The sequence below is a fragment of the Neoluteolibacter marinus genome, from assembly GCF_014904755.1.
In the GTDB taxonomy this organism is placed as follows: Bacteria; Verrucomicrobiota; Verrucomicrobiia; order Verrucomicrobiales; family Akkermansiaceae; genus Haloferula; species Haloferula marina.
The window spans coordinates 41,244-56,606 of sequence record NZ_JACZFQ010000100.1 but is presented as its reverse complement, the minus strand read 5'-3'; the positions used below and the strand labels follow the sequence as shown (position 1 = coordinate 56,606).

13 protein-coding genes and 1 other RNA gene are annotated in these 15,363 nt (G+C 65.8%); 8 read left to right on the top strand and 6 right to left on the bottom strand.

Features of this window, described 5'->3' with window-relative positions:
• Nucleotides 1-53 precede the first annotated feature (53 nt).
• Nucleotides 54-1,607, bottom strand: coding sequence for a sulfatase-like hydrolase/transferase (locus tag IG178_RS19720; protein ID WP_193214302.1), 1,554 nt, complete (start codon nt 1,605-1,607; stop codon nt 54-56).
• 40 nt (nt 1,608-1,647) lie between these two features.
• Nucleotides 1,648-2,445 carry a glutamate racemase gene (gene murI, locus IG178_RS19715; RefSeq protein ID WP_193214301.1) on the bottom strand — a complete coding sequence of 266 codons (798 nt, stop codon included), beginning with the start codon at nt 2,443-2,445 and terminating at the stop codon, nt 1,648-1,650.
• Between the two features lie 100 nt (nt 2,446-2,545).
• Here murI and IG178_RS19710 point away from each other — a divergent pair, with 100 nt between their 5' ends.
• The gene (locus IG178_RS19710) at nt 2,546-3,847 is read left to right on the top strand and encodes a tryptophan 7-halogenase (RefSeq protein ID WP_193214300.1); all 1,302 of its coding nucleotides are present in this window, start codon (nt 2,546-2,548) and stop codon (nt 3,845-3,847) included.
• A 3-nt stretch (nt 3,848-3,850) separates the two neighbouring features.
• Here the strand turns inward: IG178_RS19710 and IG178_RS19705 are convergent, their stop codons facing one another.
• The 3 genes from IG178_RS19705 to IG178_RS19695 form a co-directional block, all read right to left on the bottom strand.
• A complete protein-coding gene (locus IG178_RS19705) occupies nt 3,851-4,246 on the bottom strand; it encodes a hypothetical protein (protein ID WP_193214299.1) in 396 nt (131 codons plus the stop codon).
• Between the two features lie 99 nt (nt 4,247-4,345).
• On the bottom strand, nt 4,346-6,304 hold the full coding sequence (locus IG178_RS19700; RefSeq protein ID WP_193214298.1) for a c-type cytochrome: 1,959 nt from the start codon (nt 6,302-6,304) through the stop codon (nt 4,346-4,348).
• Nucleotides 6,305-6,373: 69 nt separating this feature from the next.
• A complete protein-coding gene (locus IG178_RS19695) occupies nt 6,374-8,644 on the bottom strand; it encodes a DUF6797 domain-containing protein (RefSeq protein ID WP_193214297.1) in 2,271 nt (756 codons plus the stop codon).
• Between the two features lie 189 nt (nt 8,645-8,833).
• On the opposite strand from IG178_RS19695, the gene IG178_RS19690 reads away from it, so the two are divergent.
• Together IG178_RS19690 and rnpB are read left to right on the top strand one after the other, a co-directional pair.
• A complete protein-coding gene (locus IG178_RS19690) occupies nt 8,834-9,370 on the top strand; it encodes a DUF456 domain-containing protein (RefSeq protein ID WP_193214296.1) in 537 nt (178 codons plus the stop codon).
• Between the two features lie 92 nt (nt 9,371-9,462).
• Nucleotides 9,463-9,861, top strand: an RNA gene (gene rnpB, locus IG178_RS19685) — RNase P RNA component class A.
• A gap of 16 nt (nt 9,862-9,877) precedes the next feature.
• Here the strand turns inward: rnpB and IG178_RS19680 are convergent.
• Nucleotides 9,878-10,267, bottom strand: a complete 390-nt coding sequence (locus IG178_RS19680) for a hypothetical protein (protein WP_193214295.1) — start codon at nt 10,265-10,267, stop codon at nt 9,878-9,880.
• A gap of 140 nt (nt 10,268-10,407) precedes the next feature.
• Here IG178_RS19680 and rpsN point away from each other — a divergent pair, with 140 nt between their 5' ends.
• The 5 genes from rpsN (at nt 10,408) to IG178_RS19655 (ending at nt 15,335) form a co-directional block, all read left to right on the top strand.
• Nucleotides 10,408-10,677, top strand: coding sequence for a 30S ribosomal protein S14 (gene rpsN, locus IG178_RS19675; protein WP_193214294.1), 270 nt, complete (start codon nt 10,408-10,410; stop codon nt 10,675-10,677).
• 140 nt (nt 10,678-10,817) lie between these two features.
• The gene (locus tag IG178_RS19670) at nt 10,818-11,000 is read left to right on the top strand and encodes a zinc ribbon domain-containing protein (RefSeq protein ID WP_226895613.1); all 183 of its coding nucleotides are present in this window, start codon (nt 10,818-10,820) and stop codon (nt 10,998-11,000) included.
• 6 nt (nt 11,001-11,006) lie between these two features.
• Nucleotides 11,007-12,437, top strand: coding sequence for a hemolysin family protein (locus IG178_RS19665; RefSeq protein ID WP_193214292.1), 1,431 nt, complete (start codon nt 11,007-11,009; stop codon nt 12,435-12,437).
• A 25-nt stretch (nt 12,438-12,462) separates the two neighbouring features.
• Complete coding sequence (locus tag IG178_RS19660) at nt 12,463-13,086, top strand: TVP38/TMEM64 family protein (protein WP_193214291.1); 624 nt, start codon at nt 12,463-12,465, stop codon at nt 13,084-13,086.
• Between the two features lie 50 nt (nt 13,087-13,136).
• Nucleotides 13,137-15,335, top strand: a complete 2,199-nt coding sequence (locus IG178_RS19655; RefSeq protein WP_193214290.1) for a hypothetical protein — start codon at nt 13,137-13,139, stop codon at nt 15,333-15,335.
• Nucleotides 15,336-15,363: the final 28 nt, after the last annotated feature.

Below are 15,363 nucleotides of genomic sequence, written 5' to 3'. Positions count from 1 at the left end.
CGCACGAGGCGACAAGAGGGAAGCGGCGAATCGCGTCCGAAGGTCGGGGGCGGCTACTTCGGGGCGAGGTAGGGGGCGCGGTCGAAGTCGTCCTGCAGGCGGGGATCGTGATTCTCATTCAGCTCCCTCATCAGCCTGCCCGCGAGTTCGGAGAGCTTGCCCTGGTGGTCGTTGTCCCCGGCGAGGTTGTGCATCTGGAACGGATCGGTCCGCAGGTCGTAGAGCTCCTCGGCGGGCCGTTTTTCCCAGGCGAAGGCGAGGAAGGGTTTCACGTCCGGCTCGTCGCGGTGGCGCACCAGCCACGCCTTGGCCGGGGAGGCGTCGATGTCGGCGTAGGCGGCGTAGGTGTCGTTGGCGAGCTTGTTGAAGTTGGGCATGTCCCGCGCGGGATCCGGGGGATCTCCCATCGGGGTGCGGTCGGGTTTGAAATTCCTCACATAGAGGAAGTCCGCCGTGCGCAAGGCACGGACCGGATAGGGGAGCTGCGTGTCGCGGGCCCCGCGCACATGCACCTCGCGGCCGATGAGTGCCCAGCCGCGGAGCGCGGCGTCGCTGCCGCCGGCGGCCAGGGCGGGCAGCAGGGATTCGCCGTTGGGTTCGTCCTTGGATTCCAGTCCGGCGGCGGCGAGGAAGGTTGGCGCGATATCGACGAGCGAGACCGGCGCTCCGACCACGCGCCCGGCGGCGATTCTTCCCGGCCAGGACATGCCGAGCAGCACCCGCGAGCCGAAGTCGTGGACATTGCACTTGCCGCGCGGGAAGCCGGGCGCGCCGTGGTCGCCGCTGATGCAGACGAGCGTATTCGAGCTTTCGCCGAGTGCCTCGAGTTCATCGAGGATCACCCCGCAAGCGGCGTCGAAGGCCATCGCTTCGCCGAGGTAGTCGGCGAAGTCCTCGCGGAACACCGGGTTGTCGGGGAGGAAGGGCGGGAGCTTGCCCTTCAGGCGTTCGGGATCGAGCCCCCACAGCGCCTTGCCGGAGCCGCGGATCCACTTGCGGTGGGTGTTGGTCGGATTGAAGGAGTAGAAGAAGGGCTGGCCTTCTTTCCGCTTGGCGAGGAAGGCGCGGAAGTTGCCGCGGACCTCGTCGAGGATGGCGGCTTTCGCGGCGGCGGGATCCGGGGCCTTGGAAACGACCTGGGAAAACTGGTTGATGCGTCCGCCGCGCGGCGAATACTCGTTGGACTTCCCGCCGATCAGGCTTTCGCGCAGGTGCCACTTGTGGCTCCAGCCGATGTGATAGCCGGCCGCGGCCAAGGTGTTGGGCATGCCGGTCACCGTGGCGAAGGGGTCCGGCGCGTCGCCCTGCCACGGGTTGTGCAGCTGGGATGCGGAGCCGTTGCGGAAGAAGTGGCGACCGGTGTAGAGCGAGCCACGCGAAGGAGTGCAGGACGGTGCCGAGACGAAGGCGTTGTCGAAGCGGGCGCCGGACGCGGCGATGCGGTCGAAGGCCGGCGTGCGGATCACGTCGTTCGGCGACGGGTGCTGCGGGTCGGCGTAGGCGGAAGCGTAGCGGCCGAGGTCGTCGGCGAAGAGAAGGAGGATGTTGGGCCTTTCCGCGGCACCCAGGTGCAGGGTCAGGAGGGCGAACAGGAACAGGGTTTTCACGCGGTGGAGGGTTCGCGACCGGGACCGCGATTCTTTCGGATCACAGGACGACCCGCTGGATTCGGCCCGGCGAATGGGCGAGGAAACGGCGGGCGAGATCCTCGAACTGGTCGGAAAGGTCGGTGAGGTGAAGTTGCAGCGATCCTTTTCCGGTCGTGTCCGAAAGCAGGTCGAGCTTGGTGAGTTCGCTGCGGACCAGTTCCGCGCAGGTGGTGGCGGAGTCGACGATGCGCACTCCTTCCGGCAGGAAGTCCCGCAGCACGGGAATGAGCAGCGGGTAATGGGTGCAGGCGAGCATCAAGGTGTCGATGCCGCGGTCGAGCATCGGGTCGAGGTAGGTGTGGAGCACGGCCCGGGTGGCGGGATGGTCGAGCCAGTTTTCCTCGATCAGCGGGACCAGCAAAGGGGCCGGGGTGGCGTGGATGATCAGGCCGGTGCGGCGCAGGGCGAGGGCGTGCTGGTAGGCGTGGGAGCGGATGGTGCCGCGGGTGGCGATGATGCCGACGCGCTGCGCGGCGGGGTCGGCGAGGACGGCATCGACGCCGGGCTCGATGACCCCGATGACCGGCACCTGGTAGCGCTCCTGGAGCGACGGCAGGGCGTGGGCGGTGGCGGTGTTGCAGGCCACGATCACCATCTTGACCTCGCGGTCGAGCAGGAAGCGGGTGTCCTCGTGGGCGAACTGGCGGATGGTTTCCGGGCTCTTGGAGCCGTAGGGGACGCGGGCGGTGTCGCCGAGGTAGACGATGTCCTCGGCGGGCAGGAGTTGTTGGACGGCATTGACGACGGTCAGGCCGCCGACACCGGAGTCAAAGAAGCCCAGCGGGGCGTTGCGCATGGGCGGGACGATGAACGGCGGAATCCGAAGGTCCAATCCCGAACTGCGGGAAGCGTATTCGACTTTGCATGCCAAGGCGTTCGTCGCTACGGAAGGACGCGTGAAGCGAAACATCGACGTTGCAATCGTGGGCGCCGGCCCGGCGGGATGCACCCTGGCGGCATTGCTGGCTCAGCGCGGGATCCGCACGGTGGTGTTCGACGATGACAAGCGTCCCGACCTGCTGGTGGGCGAGTCGTTGTTGCCGACGGTGATCGGCCTGATGCGTCGCCTCGGGATCGAGGAGCGGGTGGCAGCGTTTTCAACCTACAAGCCGGGTGTCGGTTTCCTCTCCCGCGACGGCAGCCGGCTGGACTTTTTCTTCCCGCAGAAGGCGATCAAGGGGATGCCGAACTACGCCTACAACATCCCGCGGCCGGAGTTCGACAACCTGCTGCGGGCGCGCGCCGAGGAGCTCGGCGTGGTCTTCGTGAAGCAGCGGGCGAAGCTCGAGATCGGCAGCGAGGGGCGGGAGATCCAGCTCGCCGCGGAGAGTCTTGAAGCGGCGCCCGAATTCGCGGGGCAGCATCCCAAGCTGCTGGTGGATTCCACCGGGCGGGCCCGGGCCTTTGCCCGGCTGCTGGGCGTGGGGGCCACCCGCGGCACCCGCAACGATGTCGCCTATTTCGCCCATTTCGAGGATTTCGAGGATGAGTCGGCGCGCGACGGCCAGGTGGTGATCACCACCTTGAAGCGCGGCTGGAGCTGGCGCATCCCGCTGCCGGGCCGGCTGTCGGTCGGGGTGGTGATCGACAAGTCCGCGCTCAAGGGGCACGGCGAGACGGCCGAAGATCGGCTGGAGTCGATCATCGATTCCGAGCCGTCGCTGGCGGCGGCTGGCAAGAACCGGCGCCGGGTCACCCAGGTGATGACCTACACCAACTACCAGTTGATCTCCGAACGCGGCCATGGGCCCGGATGGGTGGCGATGGGCGATGCCTACGGCTTCGTCGATCCGATGCTGTCGCCGGGCCTGTTCATGGCCATGCATTCGGCGGACCTGCTGGACAGCAAGGTCTTTGCCCAAGGGCAGGGGATCCTCGACCAGCCGGAGAAGATGGCGAAGGGCTTCGACAAGATCTTCCGCGAGCTGCGCGATTGGCACGAAGCCTGGGGCGAGATGATCGAGTACTTCTACGACGGCCGGATGTACGCCCTGCACGCCGCGGGGGAACAGCTGTGCCAGAAATACGGCGAGCGGGCGTTGCCGCGGATGATGGAACGGCACCTGACCTCACAAATCACCCGCTTGTTGTCCGGGGTGGCGACGCGCAGTCCCTATGGCCGGAACCTGCTCAAGTTCTCGGTGAAGCATCTGGTCTGGGACGTGGCCCCGCCGGAGGAATACGCCATCCGTGCCTGACACTCAGTGGATCTCGTGCCAGCTGGCCTTGGATCCCCGTGGGTAGCCGTCGATCGGGAGATTGGATGCCTGCAGCACCGTCCATTCGACGGAAGGGCGGTTCATTGAAAACGTGTGGGCCAGGCGGGTCGGGAACAAGGCGACCGAATAACGGTGGGTGCCGTAGATCGTGGCCGTGAGCTGGCGGCGTGAACCTTTGCGGGAAATGCCGGTCACCAGGAGCCGCGCTCCCGAGGGCGTGTAGATTTCCTGTCCGACCGGCGAGTGGATCGGCTCCCGCGGCACGTCAACGGTGATCTCGTGGCGCCCTTCCACCTGTACCCCCACGGCGGTGGCGACGTAAAATCCGGCGGAAACCAGCAGGCTGAAGGCAACGATGGCGAGGATAGGCTTGGTCATAGGCTGCTAATGTGTGCCGATTAGCAGCCCATGTTCCAAAGCCCGCCGGATCGCGCAGATTCTGATGTGGATCCGTCGATCGGCGGGGTGACGGGGCGATCAGTCCGGTTTCTGGATGTAGTTCCAGATCGCCTCGAACTGCTTGGCGGCGTCGCCGTCGAACTCGGAGCGCTGGGACTCGCCCTTCTCGCTGTAGCGCGGCATTTTCGAACCGGGGGTGACCGAGACGGGGTTGTCCATCCAGCGGACGAACCACTCGTGGCGGAGCCGGTCGTGGGCGAGGGCGAAGTTGATGCCTTCCACCTCGAAGGCCGCGGTCGGCTTCATGTCGCCGACGCCGTGGCAGGTGGTGCAGCCGAAGCCGTCGGAGCTGATCAACAGCTTGCCGACCTTGGCGAGTTCCGCATCCGGGGTGGCCGGTGCCGGTGCGCCCGGTTCGACCCCATGGATCCGGGCCAGGCCGTCGGCCAAGTCTTTCGCGTAGCTGGTGAAGGCGGGCATCCGCATGTCCAGCCACGGCCGCGGCCGGCCGCCCGTCGGGTTGCCGCCGAGCATCGACTCGATGTACGACGAATGCAGCATTTCCCCGATGTAGGTGAGGTGCGGGCGGGACTGGTCGAGCTTCTCGTTCTCGCCCTCGACGTGGGCGACGAGCGACTTGGAGTCGAGGTGGACGGAATCGAGCAAGGACGGGGTGCCGTCGATGCCGTGGCAGCTGGTGCAGTGGAGCGATTCCAGCCTGGCGGCGGCGGATTCGGCCGGGACGTGGCGGCCGAGGGATTCGGCGCCCTTCTTGGCGAATGCGATCAGGGCGTCGCGTTCTTTGTCGCTGAGTGCCAGGGTCGGGGTCTTGCCGCCAGGGGTGGTGGAAACGCAGCCTGTGGTGGCCCAGTCCTTCTCGAAGATCGCCTGGAGCGGCGGCAGGGTGGCGTTCAGGATGCCGCTGCCGGCGTGGCAGGCGCCGCAGTTCAACTCGTTGGCAAGCGCGGCACCCTTGGTGGCGTCGCCTTTCGGGAAGGCCGCCGGCTTGTGTTCGACCTTGCCGGACGCGTCCAGTAGGTAGGCGGCGAGGGAGTTCGCCTCCTCGTCGCTGAGGGCGAAATTGGGCATCCGGATGTGGGGATACAGGGCCTCAGGCTTCTTCAGGAAGCCCGCGAGGGCTCCCGGCTGGAACTTGAAGGCAACGTTGTCGAGGGAGAGCCGGCCGGCGGCGTGCTCCGCACCGGGCAGGGTGTGGCAGGCGACACAGCCGAGGCGGTGGAAGTGCTCACCTCCGGCCTCGGCGAGGGCCTTGTCGGGGGCGGGCGGGACCTCGCCCATTTTCATGGTCATCAGCCAGGCGGCGAGGTCGGCGGCCTGCTGTTTGCCTTCCGGTGTCGAGCCGTCGACCAGCGCGGGCATGCGGGTCTCAGGGCGGTGGGCGGCGGGATCGGCGATCCAGGCGGCGACCCATGCCTCGTTGAGGCGCGAGCCGGTGGCCGGGAGCAGCGGGCCGTACTCGGTGAGCTCCGGCATCGTCGCGGCGCCGATGTGGCACTTGCTGCAATGGTTTTCGGCAAAGGCCATGCGGCCGGCTCGAGCCGGGTCGGCGGGCACCTCGGCTTGGAAGACGGTCGGCGGGACGCTTTGTTTCGGGAACGAGCGTTCCTCCCAAAACAGGCGGAAGCGGCCGGAACCGTCGGGCTTGGATTGATAGGTGACGGTGAAATCGTGCTCACCCCGGTTGAGGCGGGTGCTCTTGGAGGCTTCGCTCCCGAGTGTGCCCTCTTCGGACAGCAGTTCCTTGCCGTCGATGGTCAGCGTGGCCTTGCCTTCGCCTTCGAAGGAGAAGGAGAGGCGTTGGCGGTCCGACAGCACCAGCTTGCCGCTCCAGGTGACGCCGAACTCGCCGGCCGGAAGGAACGGGGTGGGCGCTTCACCTGCCTTGACCAGAAGGGCCGGCAGGCGGTCGGCGCGGGTGTCGGTGGCACCGCCGGAACTGAAGGTGGCGGCGAGATCGGCCCGGGCGATGCCGGAGGCGAGGGCCAGGGCGGAGAGAACAGGGGGAAGCGCTTTCATGGCGTCAAAAGGAAAATCTGCGGGAGGTTACCCTCCCGCAGATCATCGATAAGGTCGAACGTTTTAGGCTTATTTGCCCATCTTGCGGACAGTGGCGTGCAGGTCGCCTTCAAGGATCTCGCCGTCGGCGTCCTCGAGATCCCAGCCCACCTTGAGGGACATCGACGGCTTGTGGCCTTCGAGGTCGATCTCGACGGTCTTGCCGTCTTCCAGCAGGCGGGCCGCGCTGATGGTCACGTCGTCACGCTTGTGCTGGTCCTTCGACTCCTTCTCCAAGGCCACCTTGCGGGCTTCGGCATCGACGTTGTCGACGGAGAATTCACCCGAACCGTACTGCGGGCCGCGGACGTAGTCCCAGCGCTGGGCCGAGTAGCTTTCCGGGTCGGTGGCAAGTTCCTCGTCGAGTTCGGTTTCGAAGCGCAAGCGGACGCCGGTCGCGGTGATCTCGAGCTTGTCGGGGATCGGGATGGTGGCACCGGTGTAGCGGATGCGCTGGAAGCCGCTTTCGTTGGCGGCATTGGTCTGCCAGCCGCGGAAGCCGGAGACATACAGCGAGCCGTCGGTGTGGAAGCGGGCGCGCATCGCCGAGGAGGCGAGCTTCACCGGCAACTTGACCACGCCGCCCTGCAGGGTGTCGTCGACGGAGGCGTCGAGGACGCGGTAGATCGAGGAGGTGCCGTAGGAAAGGTGCAGCATTTCACCCGGTTTGAGGCCGAACTTGGTGTCGCCCTTGGGCACCCAGACCTGGGAACCGCTGGAGTTGTCGACATCCATCGGCAGGTAGCAGAGGGGCTCGGTGTAGGGCGAGTCCTTCAGCGCGTGGCGGCTCGGCTCGGTGCCGAAGAACATCGGCCGCTGATCGGCCTTCATGAAGTTGATCTTGCAGCAGGGCTGCCAGCTGCCCTCGTTCTCGCCGGTGGTGATCTCACCGTTCGGGCCGACGCCGAGGCCACCCGGGGCGCGCAGGCCGGTGGCGACGACCTCGAAGCTGGAGGCGTCCTTGGAAAGGCGCATCACCGTGCCGTGGCTCGGGTAGATCGTGTCGAAACCGCGGCCGCCGGGGCGGACCGGGGAGGCCTTGGAAAAGTAGAAGTTGCCGTCGGTGTCGGTCTGCAGCTCGAAGGCGAACTCGTGGAAGTTCGGGGACACCGCGACGCCGTTGAAGAAGCACTCGAAGTGATCCGCTTCGCCGTCGCCGTTGAGGTCGTGGAGCTTGGTGATCTGGTCGCGGCCGTGGACATAGATGACGCCGTCGACGACCTTCAGGCCCAGCGGTTCGAAGAGACCGGCGGCGTAGCGCTTCCAGGTCACCTTGTTCCAGTTGCCCTTGAGGCCCTTGACGACCCAGACGTCGCCGTTCCAGGTCGTGATCGCGGCGGAGTCCTCGCTGAGGAAATCGAAGCCGCAGAAGCGGATGTTGGACTTCCACGGGTTGTCGTCGGGCAGGCCGAGGGTGTCGGTGACCCAGGGCGACTTCTTGTCGTTGGAGACATCGCACTTGGCCGAGATCTCTTTCTTCCAGAGTCCTTCGCCACCCTTGGTGGCACCGGCGACGTTGAAAGGAGCAACCGGCTTCGCCGCGCCGTCGCGGCGGTAGGAAACGGTGAAGGTGGTGGTCTTGTCGGACGGGGCGAGGGTCGCGATCAGGCGGCTGGCCATGTCGCCGGCGACGCCGAGCGCCGCGCCGGATCCGCCGGTCGCGACGGACAGGCCGGACGCCGACTTGGCGCTGCCCTTTTCGACGGTGAAGTCGGACGAATCGTCGGCGGCCAGCATGACCAGCGGCTTGGCGTGGGCGGCGACCTCGAAGTGACGGACGAAGCCGTCCTTGCCGGCCTGCAGGTGTTCGAGGACCCGGGTCCCGTTCACGGTGTACTCAAAGACGATCCGTTCACCGTGGCGGTAGAAACCCTTGTACTGGGCCTGCGGGATGTTGCCCCAGGCCTGGGCGTCGTTGCCGATGGCCTTGCGGGAATCCGCGAAGGAGCCCGAGGCATCCGCCCAGCCGGGACCGGGCACGGTGTTGAAAATCACGTCGTTCTCGTTGGCAATCCGCACCAGCTGGCCGTGTTGGCCGGTCCATGGCGTGCCGCCCCAGTGAAAGCCGCCCTTGTAAGCGCTGACGATGCGCATCGTCTCCGTGTCGAAGAGCGCGTGGGCGCCATCGCCGAGATCAACCAGCACGCCCTTGACCGCGGCGGTTTGCTGCTTCCCGTCGAAGGTTCCGGCGAAGGAATTGCTCCAGGCGGGGCCGATTTGCATTTCTTCATACCATTCGGCGGCGGAGACGACCGCCGGCATGGCGGCGGCGAGTGTGAGGCAGGGAATAGACGGGTGCATGGAGTTGGTTAACGTCGTTGGAACGGGTCTGGTTTATCGCCCGGGTGCAGAAGCACGCCGGTATGACAGAATCGTCTGGCTTTTAGCGCCGGAGCGTCGCGATTACGTTCACCTTCGCGCTGAATTTGCAAGAACCTGCAGGCGGGAAAGCCTCGACCGGAGGGCGTTCGCGCCTATCGTCCCGCCGCGATGTGGGAAATGATCAGCCAGTGGAGTGGTTGGGGCTCCGTGGGATATGTCATGGCGTGGATCATCACCGGCTCCCTCTTGCTGGCCGGGTTGGCAGGCTGTGTCATCCCGGTCCTGCCGGGGCACTTGATCCTGGTGTTGGCGGCGATCGGTCACCGCCTGATGCTCGGTCGCGAGGAGTCAGGCGTGGAATGGTGGACCTTCGTGGTCCTGGTCCTGATGCTGGCGGTTTCCCAGGCCTTTGAATTCGCGGCCGGCGCGGCGGGCACCCGCTGGTTCGGCGGCACCCGCTGGGGCGCCTGGGGTGCCTTGCTCGGGGGGATCGTGGGGATGTTCTTCTTTCCCTTCGGTCTGCTGATCGGGCCGTTGGTGGGCGCATTCGCGTTTGAGCGGGGCTTCGCGAAAAAAGAGCTCAAGCCGGCCGCCTATTCCGGGGTCGGCTCGGTGGTCGGCACCCTGGCGGGGATGGGCATGAAGGTGGCCGTCGGCGTCGCCATGATCCTCTGGTTCATCATCGACAGCTTCTGGATCGGTTGAAGCTGGCGTCAAGGGGCTCCGTGGGAGGGTTCCGCGGGATTTTCGCTTATTGGCACTTCCCAAGCCGGGGGATTCCGCCGCAGGCTCGCCGGGCCGCTCTCCGGGCGATCGCGGCCTTGCTTGCAAGGTCGAGGAAAGTCCGGACACCGCAGGGCAACGCGCCTCGTGAAAACGGGGGATGGCCGTTTCAAGACGGCTGGACGGAAAGTGCAGCAGAGAGCATACCGCCGATGGCCCGCAAGGGATCAGGTAAGGGTGAAAGGGTGGGGTAAGAGCCCACCGCGTGTCCGGGCAACCGGCGCGGCACGGCAAACCCCGCGTGGTGCAAGACAGAACAGGGGAATGGGTTGCCCGCCCGTCGTATCCCCGGGTATTAGTCGCATCCCGCGAAAGCGGGAAGGTCCCTGGCAACAGGGAGTTAGAGAAATGATCGTCACCGCGGGAGGCAGGCTCCCGCGGCACAGAATCCGGCTTACAGGAGAGCGGCCCGCTTCCTTTTTCGGGGGTTCAGAACTTGGAATCCAGGTCGGTGGGTTTCCGGGCGAGGGTCCTCAGACCTTGGATGAGGGCGGGGATCCCGATCAGGAGCAAGATCCAGCTCGATCGCCCGTCGCGGAGCCAGCCGATGGTGTAGACGAGCCAGGGCAGGCAGCCGCAGATGCACCAGATCGCTCCCAAGCGCCGGTTCCTGCGGAGATTCCGCTGGATCAATTCCCGGGCCCGGCCGACCGCCTCGGCCATCAGGTCGGCACGTTCATCGGCAGTGAGTCCGGATTGTGGCAGGCAACGGGCCGCTTGCCTTGGGGTTGCGCCGGCAGCCAGCTTCAACGCGGCATGCTCGATGGCTGCGGCGTGCTTCTGTGCGATGGTCGGGAGTTCGGATGCCGGGAATTCCATCCCGGCAACGAAGCCCCGGAACGGGCACAAGTCCAGCGGGTCGTGACGCCTGCGAGCGGAGGATTGGCCTTTTTGATGGAAAAATCTCGAGTTTGGGCTTGCACCGGTTCGCTCATGAGCTATTCACCGCGCCCCGAATTATGGCTAAGAAGAGCTGGATTGCCCGCAATGAGCGCAAGGCGCGCACCGTCGCCAAGTATGCTGACCTCCGTCACAAACTGAAGGCGGAGAAAGATTATATTGGTCTGACCATGCTGCCGCGTGACGCCAGCCCGACCCGCCTCGTGAACCGTTGCGAGTACTCCGGCCGCCGCCGTGCGTTCCTCCGCCGCTTCCGTCTTTCCCGGATCAGCTTCCGCGAGCTTGCCTCGCACGGGATGCTTCCCGGCGTGACGAAGTCGAGCTGGTAACCCGGCACGCCGTCCGCTACGTTTGACGGAAGGCGGTAACCGCCCGACCTTCCGTCCTATCGATGCCTATCTACGAATATCTTTCCGAGAGCCCCGAAGATCCGGAGCGATCTTGCCGGATTTGCCGGCAGGGGTTTGAATTGCGTCGACCAGTCGACCGGCCTGCCCTTGAGCAGTGCCCGCTGTGCCGATTCCCGGTGCGCAAGGTGATTTCCAAGGTCAACACGCCGCGGATCGCCAAGCCGCTCTCCGTGAGCGATGCCAAGTCCGCGGGTTTCACCGTGCTTGAGCGCCGTGACCAGGGCGTTTACGAAAAGCTGTGATCAGGAATGAGCATTCTTCCTGATCTCCTCGTGCTGGCGTCCACCGGTGGTGAACCGACGACCCATTTGCCCTCGCTGGGGGCCAGCTTGCTCTACCTGCTGGGCATCGCGCTGTTCCTGCTGTTGAACGCGTTCTTCGTTGCCTCCGAGTTCGCCATCGTCAAGGTCCGCCACAGCCAGCTCGAGGCAGTGGACAAGGAAAAGCCGGGCCGCGCCACCACGGCGCGCCACGTGGTGAACAACCTCGACGGTTACCTCTCCGCCAACCAGCTCGGAATCACCATCGCCTCGCTGGCCCTTGGTTTCCTTGGCGAGCCGTTCGTGGAGGCCCTGGTTTCCCCCTTGCTCCTGATGGCCGGGGTTCCGGTCAGCAGTGAATTCTGGGGCATCACCATCAAGCCGGTTTCGACCATCTCGTTTGTCCTCGCGATTGCGTCGTTCACCTTCCTCCACGTCGTGGTCGGAGAGCTGCTGCCGAAGTCGATCGCGATCCGCAAGGCGGTCGAAACGACCCTGTTGCTGTCGGGTCCGCTGCACCTCTTCTACAAGGCGTTCCACGGCGCCATCCGGATCCTCAATGGCACCGCCAACTGGCTGCTGAAGCACCTCTTCCGCATCGAGCCGGTGGCGGAGGGCGAACATTTCCATTCGGCCGATGAACTCGCGCTGTTGGTGGCAGAAAGCGAACGCGCCCAGGAAGTCACCGAGACCGAGCGCGAGATCCTGATCAACGCCCTCGAGCTGAACGAGCTGTGGGTCCGCGACGTGATGACGCCGCGCCAGGAAGTGGTCGTGCTCGATGCGGATGATTCCTACGAGAAGGCCCTCGAGATCGTCCGCCGCAGCAAGCACACGCGCTTCCCGCTGGTGAAAGGCGGCCACCTCGACAATGCGATCGGCCTGATCCACATCAAGGATGTCCTGAAACTCGTCGGAACCCCGGATCCGGACCTGATGCGGATCAAGCGGGAGCTGAAGATGGTCCCGGACACCATGCCGCTGGACGTCCTGTTGAAGTTCTTCCTGCTCGAACGCGCGCACCTTGCGATGGCGGTCGACGAGTTCGGCACTCCGGTCGGGATCGTCTTCCTCGACAACGTGATCGAGGAGCTGGTCGGCGACATCCAGGACGAGTTCGACAACGAGAAGCCGGAGTCGAACTGGATCAACGAGAATGAATTCGTGATCGAGGGCTCGATGACCCTCAACGACCTCCAGGGCATCGACGAGGAGCTCGAGCTTGAGAGCGGCGAGGTCACCACGGTGGGCGGGTACATCACCCAGCAGCTCGGCCGCTTCCCGGAAGTCGGAGAAATGATCGAGATCAACGGCTGGGAGGCCAAGGTCACCAGCACCGACGGCCGCCGGGTGGGTCAGATTCATTTCCGTCGCCTTGAGCCGGCGGCTGCGCCGGAACTGGTGGAGGCGGAAGATTAAGCTTATCGCAGGGAGCGGGATCGACATGAGACTCCTCGCTTGGTTTGTCGCCGTTTCAGCGCTCGTTCTGGGAGTCTGGCTGATCTGGGGCGCAAGTTGGGAAGCGCGTTTCACCCTGGCCGGTTCGGTCGCATGGATTGAAGGCGCGGGTCCGTGGGCCTGGGCCGCGGGCATTGGATTGTTGGCGGTGGACCTGTTGCTGCCGGTGCCGGGAACGGTGGTCATGTCGGCGCTGGGGTACATCTACGGAACCGTCTTGGGTGGAGCGGTGGCGGCCGCCGGGTCGATCGTCGCCGGACTTTGCGGATACGGGCTGGGGCGCTTGATCGGGGAAAAGGCGGCGCGGAAGCTCCTGGGGGACCACGATTTCGAGCGGGGCAAGCTGTTGTTTGCCCGCGGCGGCGGTTGGATGGTGGCGCTTTCTCGCGCTCTGCCGATTCTGCCCGAGGCGCTGTCCTGCACGGCCGGACTGGTGAGGATGCCGTTCGGGCGATTCCTCGTCGCGCTGGCTTGTGGCAGCCTGCCGGTGGGGTTCTTGTTCGCCTGGATCGGCGCGGCGGGCCGCGAAGCGCCGGGTTGGGCCATGGTCTTCAGTCTGGTGGTGCCCGGTGTCCTATGGTGGCTGGCGCGGCACTTACACCGTGGGTAGCGGCTGCATTCACGTTTGCCGCGGGGAGTTCCGGTGGTCTAGCGTCGGACATGACGAGAAGTTTTTTCGGGGTGGCGATCATCGCCGGCTGTTTGGCGGGCTGCGGAAAGAAAGAGAGCTCCGGGAGCGCGGAGGTGCCCGCGGTGGAGGAGGCACAGGCCGTGCTTCCCGCCGTGGCGACGCATCTCGGATTTGCCACGCGGGTTCCCGCCGACGCCGATTTGTTCGTGGCCGGCTACGGGGCGGCCGACTGGTTGAACGGGCTTTCCGATACGCTGGAAACCATCGGGATCATTGAGCGGCAAACTATCGTGCTCGGGGACCCTGATGCGGAGGCGCCGGAGCCACTGGAGGACGCCGAAGAGCCCGCCGGGGATCTGCTCGCAGACATGGCCGGCTATGTGGGGGATGAATGGTTCGTCTTCGTCGGTCCCGGGACGGCCGGGCAGTTGCAGATGGTCGGGGCGAGCTATCGCGAGCTGTCGGCGGCGTGGGGTGGTTTTGCCATCGGGCAGATGCTGGACATGGCGGCCGACAAGGAATTCGACCTCTCCGAACTGGAGGACGGGCTATCCGGGGACCTCCTGGACAGGTGGGTGTCGGTGCTGGAGAAGGATTCGCAACTCCGCGTGCCCGCCGTGGTGATGGGCTGGAGGCCGGATGCGGCGAAGTTGGAGGAATGCCGCGATACCCTGGTGAAGGGCATCCGCTCGGACTCCGGGGAAACATCGGAAATCCGCGAAGTGAACTTCGAGGCATGCGGCTGCGAACTTGCCGGAATCGAGATTGCGGGCAGCGACGTCTTCGAGGAGTTCCTGACCAAGATCCGCGCGGAGATCGCCGCCCAAGGGGCCGGGGCGGAAGCCTTGGAGATGATTTCCCCTGAACAGATGGAGCGTCTCCTGACCGCGCTGGAAAACGTGAAGTTCACCGTTGCGGCGGGAACGGTCGATGGTCGCGTCGTTCTCTACCTCGGCAACGGCGCGGAGGGATTCCAACTGGCCGGAACGCCGGAGGCATCGCTGGCGGCCACCCCGGACCTGACCTGGACCAGCGACTTCGACAAGGACCCGGGCACCGTGATCTACTTGTCCGAGCCGATGGTCCGGGCGGCGCTGCCGTGGCTGGACACCTCCGACTACTGGGACGCCTTGTCCGCGGCGGTCCGGCCGCCGGTCCGCGAACAGCGCGTCTTCCGCGACCTGTTGTCGGGCATCGCTTCAACCGGCCGGGAGCTCGCACGGCGCGACGCCTCGGCCTGGTCGGCGGTTTTCATGCAGGACGACGGCTGGCGCCTGGAGTCGCGTGGCGGCTGGCCGAATCCCGATCTCGACTACGAGACGCCGCTGAAGATGACCGATGCGGCGAGCTCGCAGGAGCCGGCGATCCGCGCCCATTGGGTTCAGAAGCGCGATCGCAAGGATCTCGGCTGGCGCCAGGTCGAGCAGTTCGGGCTGCTGGCCGATGCCACTTATGAAGAAATCAAGGCGAACGCCGGCGAGGTCACCGCGATGATCCCCGAAGGCGTGGTCCCGCGCCTGATGGAGGAGGTCCGCGGATTCAACCGCACATATCGCGAGGAGTTCCGCGCCGGGGTGGGCGACGAGATTGCCGTGGTGGTGGATTTCAAAGGGGAAATGCCGCCGGTGCCCGGGCTGTCCGAGGAAACCCTGAAGGACGCCAAGGTGCCGCGCTTCATCGTCGCCCGGCCGGTGACGGATCGCGCGAAACTCGATGCCGCCGGCACGTCGCTCGCCGAGCGCTGGAAGGGGCTCACCGCCTGGGCGTCCGAACTTTCCGGGGAAGAGCTGCCGCTGATCCTGCCGCAATCCGTGGAGTCGAACGGGCTCGTCACCTGGTATCCGCCCTTGCCGTTCATCGGTGGAGATTTCCTGCCGGGCGTGACGCTGAACGACGAGCTGTGGATGCTCGGTACCTCGCGGTCGATGGCCGGCGGCTTCTCGAAGTCGATGGCCGCTGCCAGCGAGGGCGGGGAAACGGGGATGATCGTCGAGATCGACTTCGAGCCGGTCCGGCAATGGCTCCGCGACCTCTATCAGCGCAATGAAGCCGAGGCCGAGGGGCTAGCCGGGGACGCGCCGGATGCGGTGAAGGGACTCGCCAGCGAGGAGAATCGCGAGAAGCTCGCCCAGGCCGCGGACCGGCTCAAGGGCCTGAGCTACCGCCAATGGCTTGCCGACGGCACCCCGCGGACGAGCCTGCGGGTCCACGTCGAAGCCGCGGAATGAGCGTTCTTCGGGTTTGCAGGGCTCTTGC

Coding starts and splice junctions, on each gene's coding strand:
- murI (WP_193214301.1), bottom strand. CDS start 2,445: ATGCGCAACGCCCCGCTGGGCTTCTTTGACTCCGGTGTCGGCGGCCTG.
- IG178_RS19705 (WP_193214299.1), bottom strand. CDS start 4,246: ATGACCAAGCCTATCCTCGCCATCGTTGCCTTCAGCCTGCTGGTTTCC.
- IG178_RS19700 (WP_193214298.1), bottom strand. CDS start 6,304: ATGAAAGCGCTTCCCCCTGTTCTCTCCGCCCTGGCCCTCGCCTCCGGC.
- IG178_RS19695 (WP_193214297.1), bottom strand. CDS start 8,644: ATGCACCCGTCTATTCCCTGCCTCACACTCGCCGCCGCCATGCCGGCG.
- IG178_RS19690 (WP_193214296.1), top strand. CDS start 8,834: ATGTGGGAAATGATCAGCCAGTGGAGTGGTTGGGGCTCCGTGGGATAT.
- IG178_RS19680 (WP_193214295.1), bottom strand. CDS start 10,267: ATGGAATTCCCGGCATCCGAACTCCCGACCATCGCACAGAAGCACGCC.
- rpsN (WP_193214294.1), top strand. CDS start 10,408: ATGGCTAAGAAGAGCTGGATTGCCCGCAATGAGCGCAAGGCGCGCACC.
- IG178_RS19665 (WP_193214292.1), top strand. CDS start 11,007: ATGAGCATTCTTCCTGATCTCCTCGTGCTGGCGTCCACCGGTGGTGAA.
- IG178_RS19660 (WP_193214291.1), top strand. CDS start 12,463: ATGAGACTCCTCGCTTGGTTTGTCGCCGTTTCAGCGCTCGTTCTGGGA.
- IG178_RS19655 (WP_193214290.1), top strand. CDS start 13,137: ATGACGAGAAGTTTTTTCGGGGTGGCGATCATCGCCGGCTGTTTGGCG.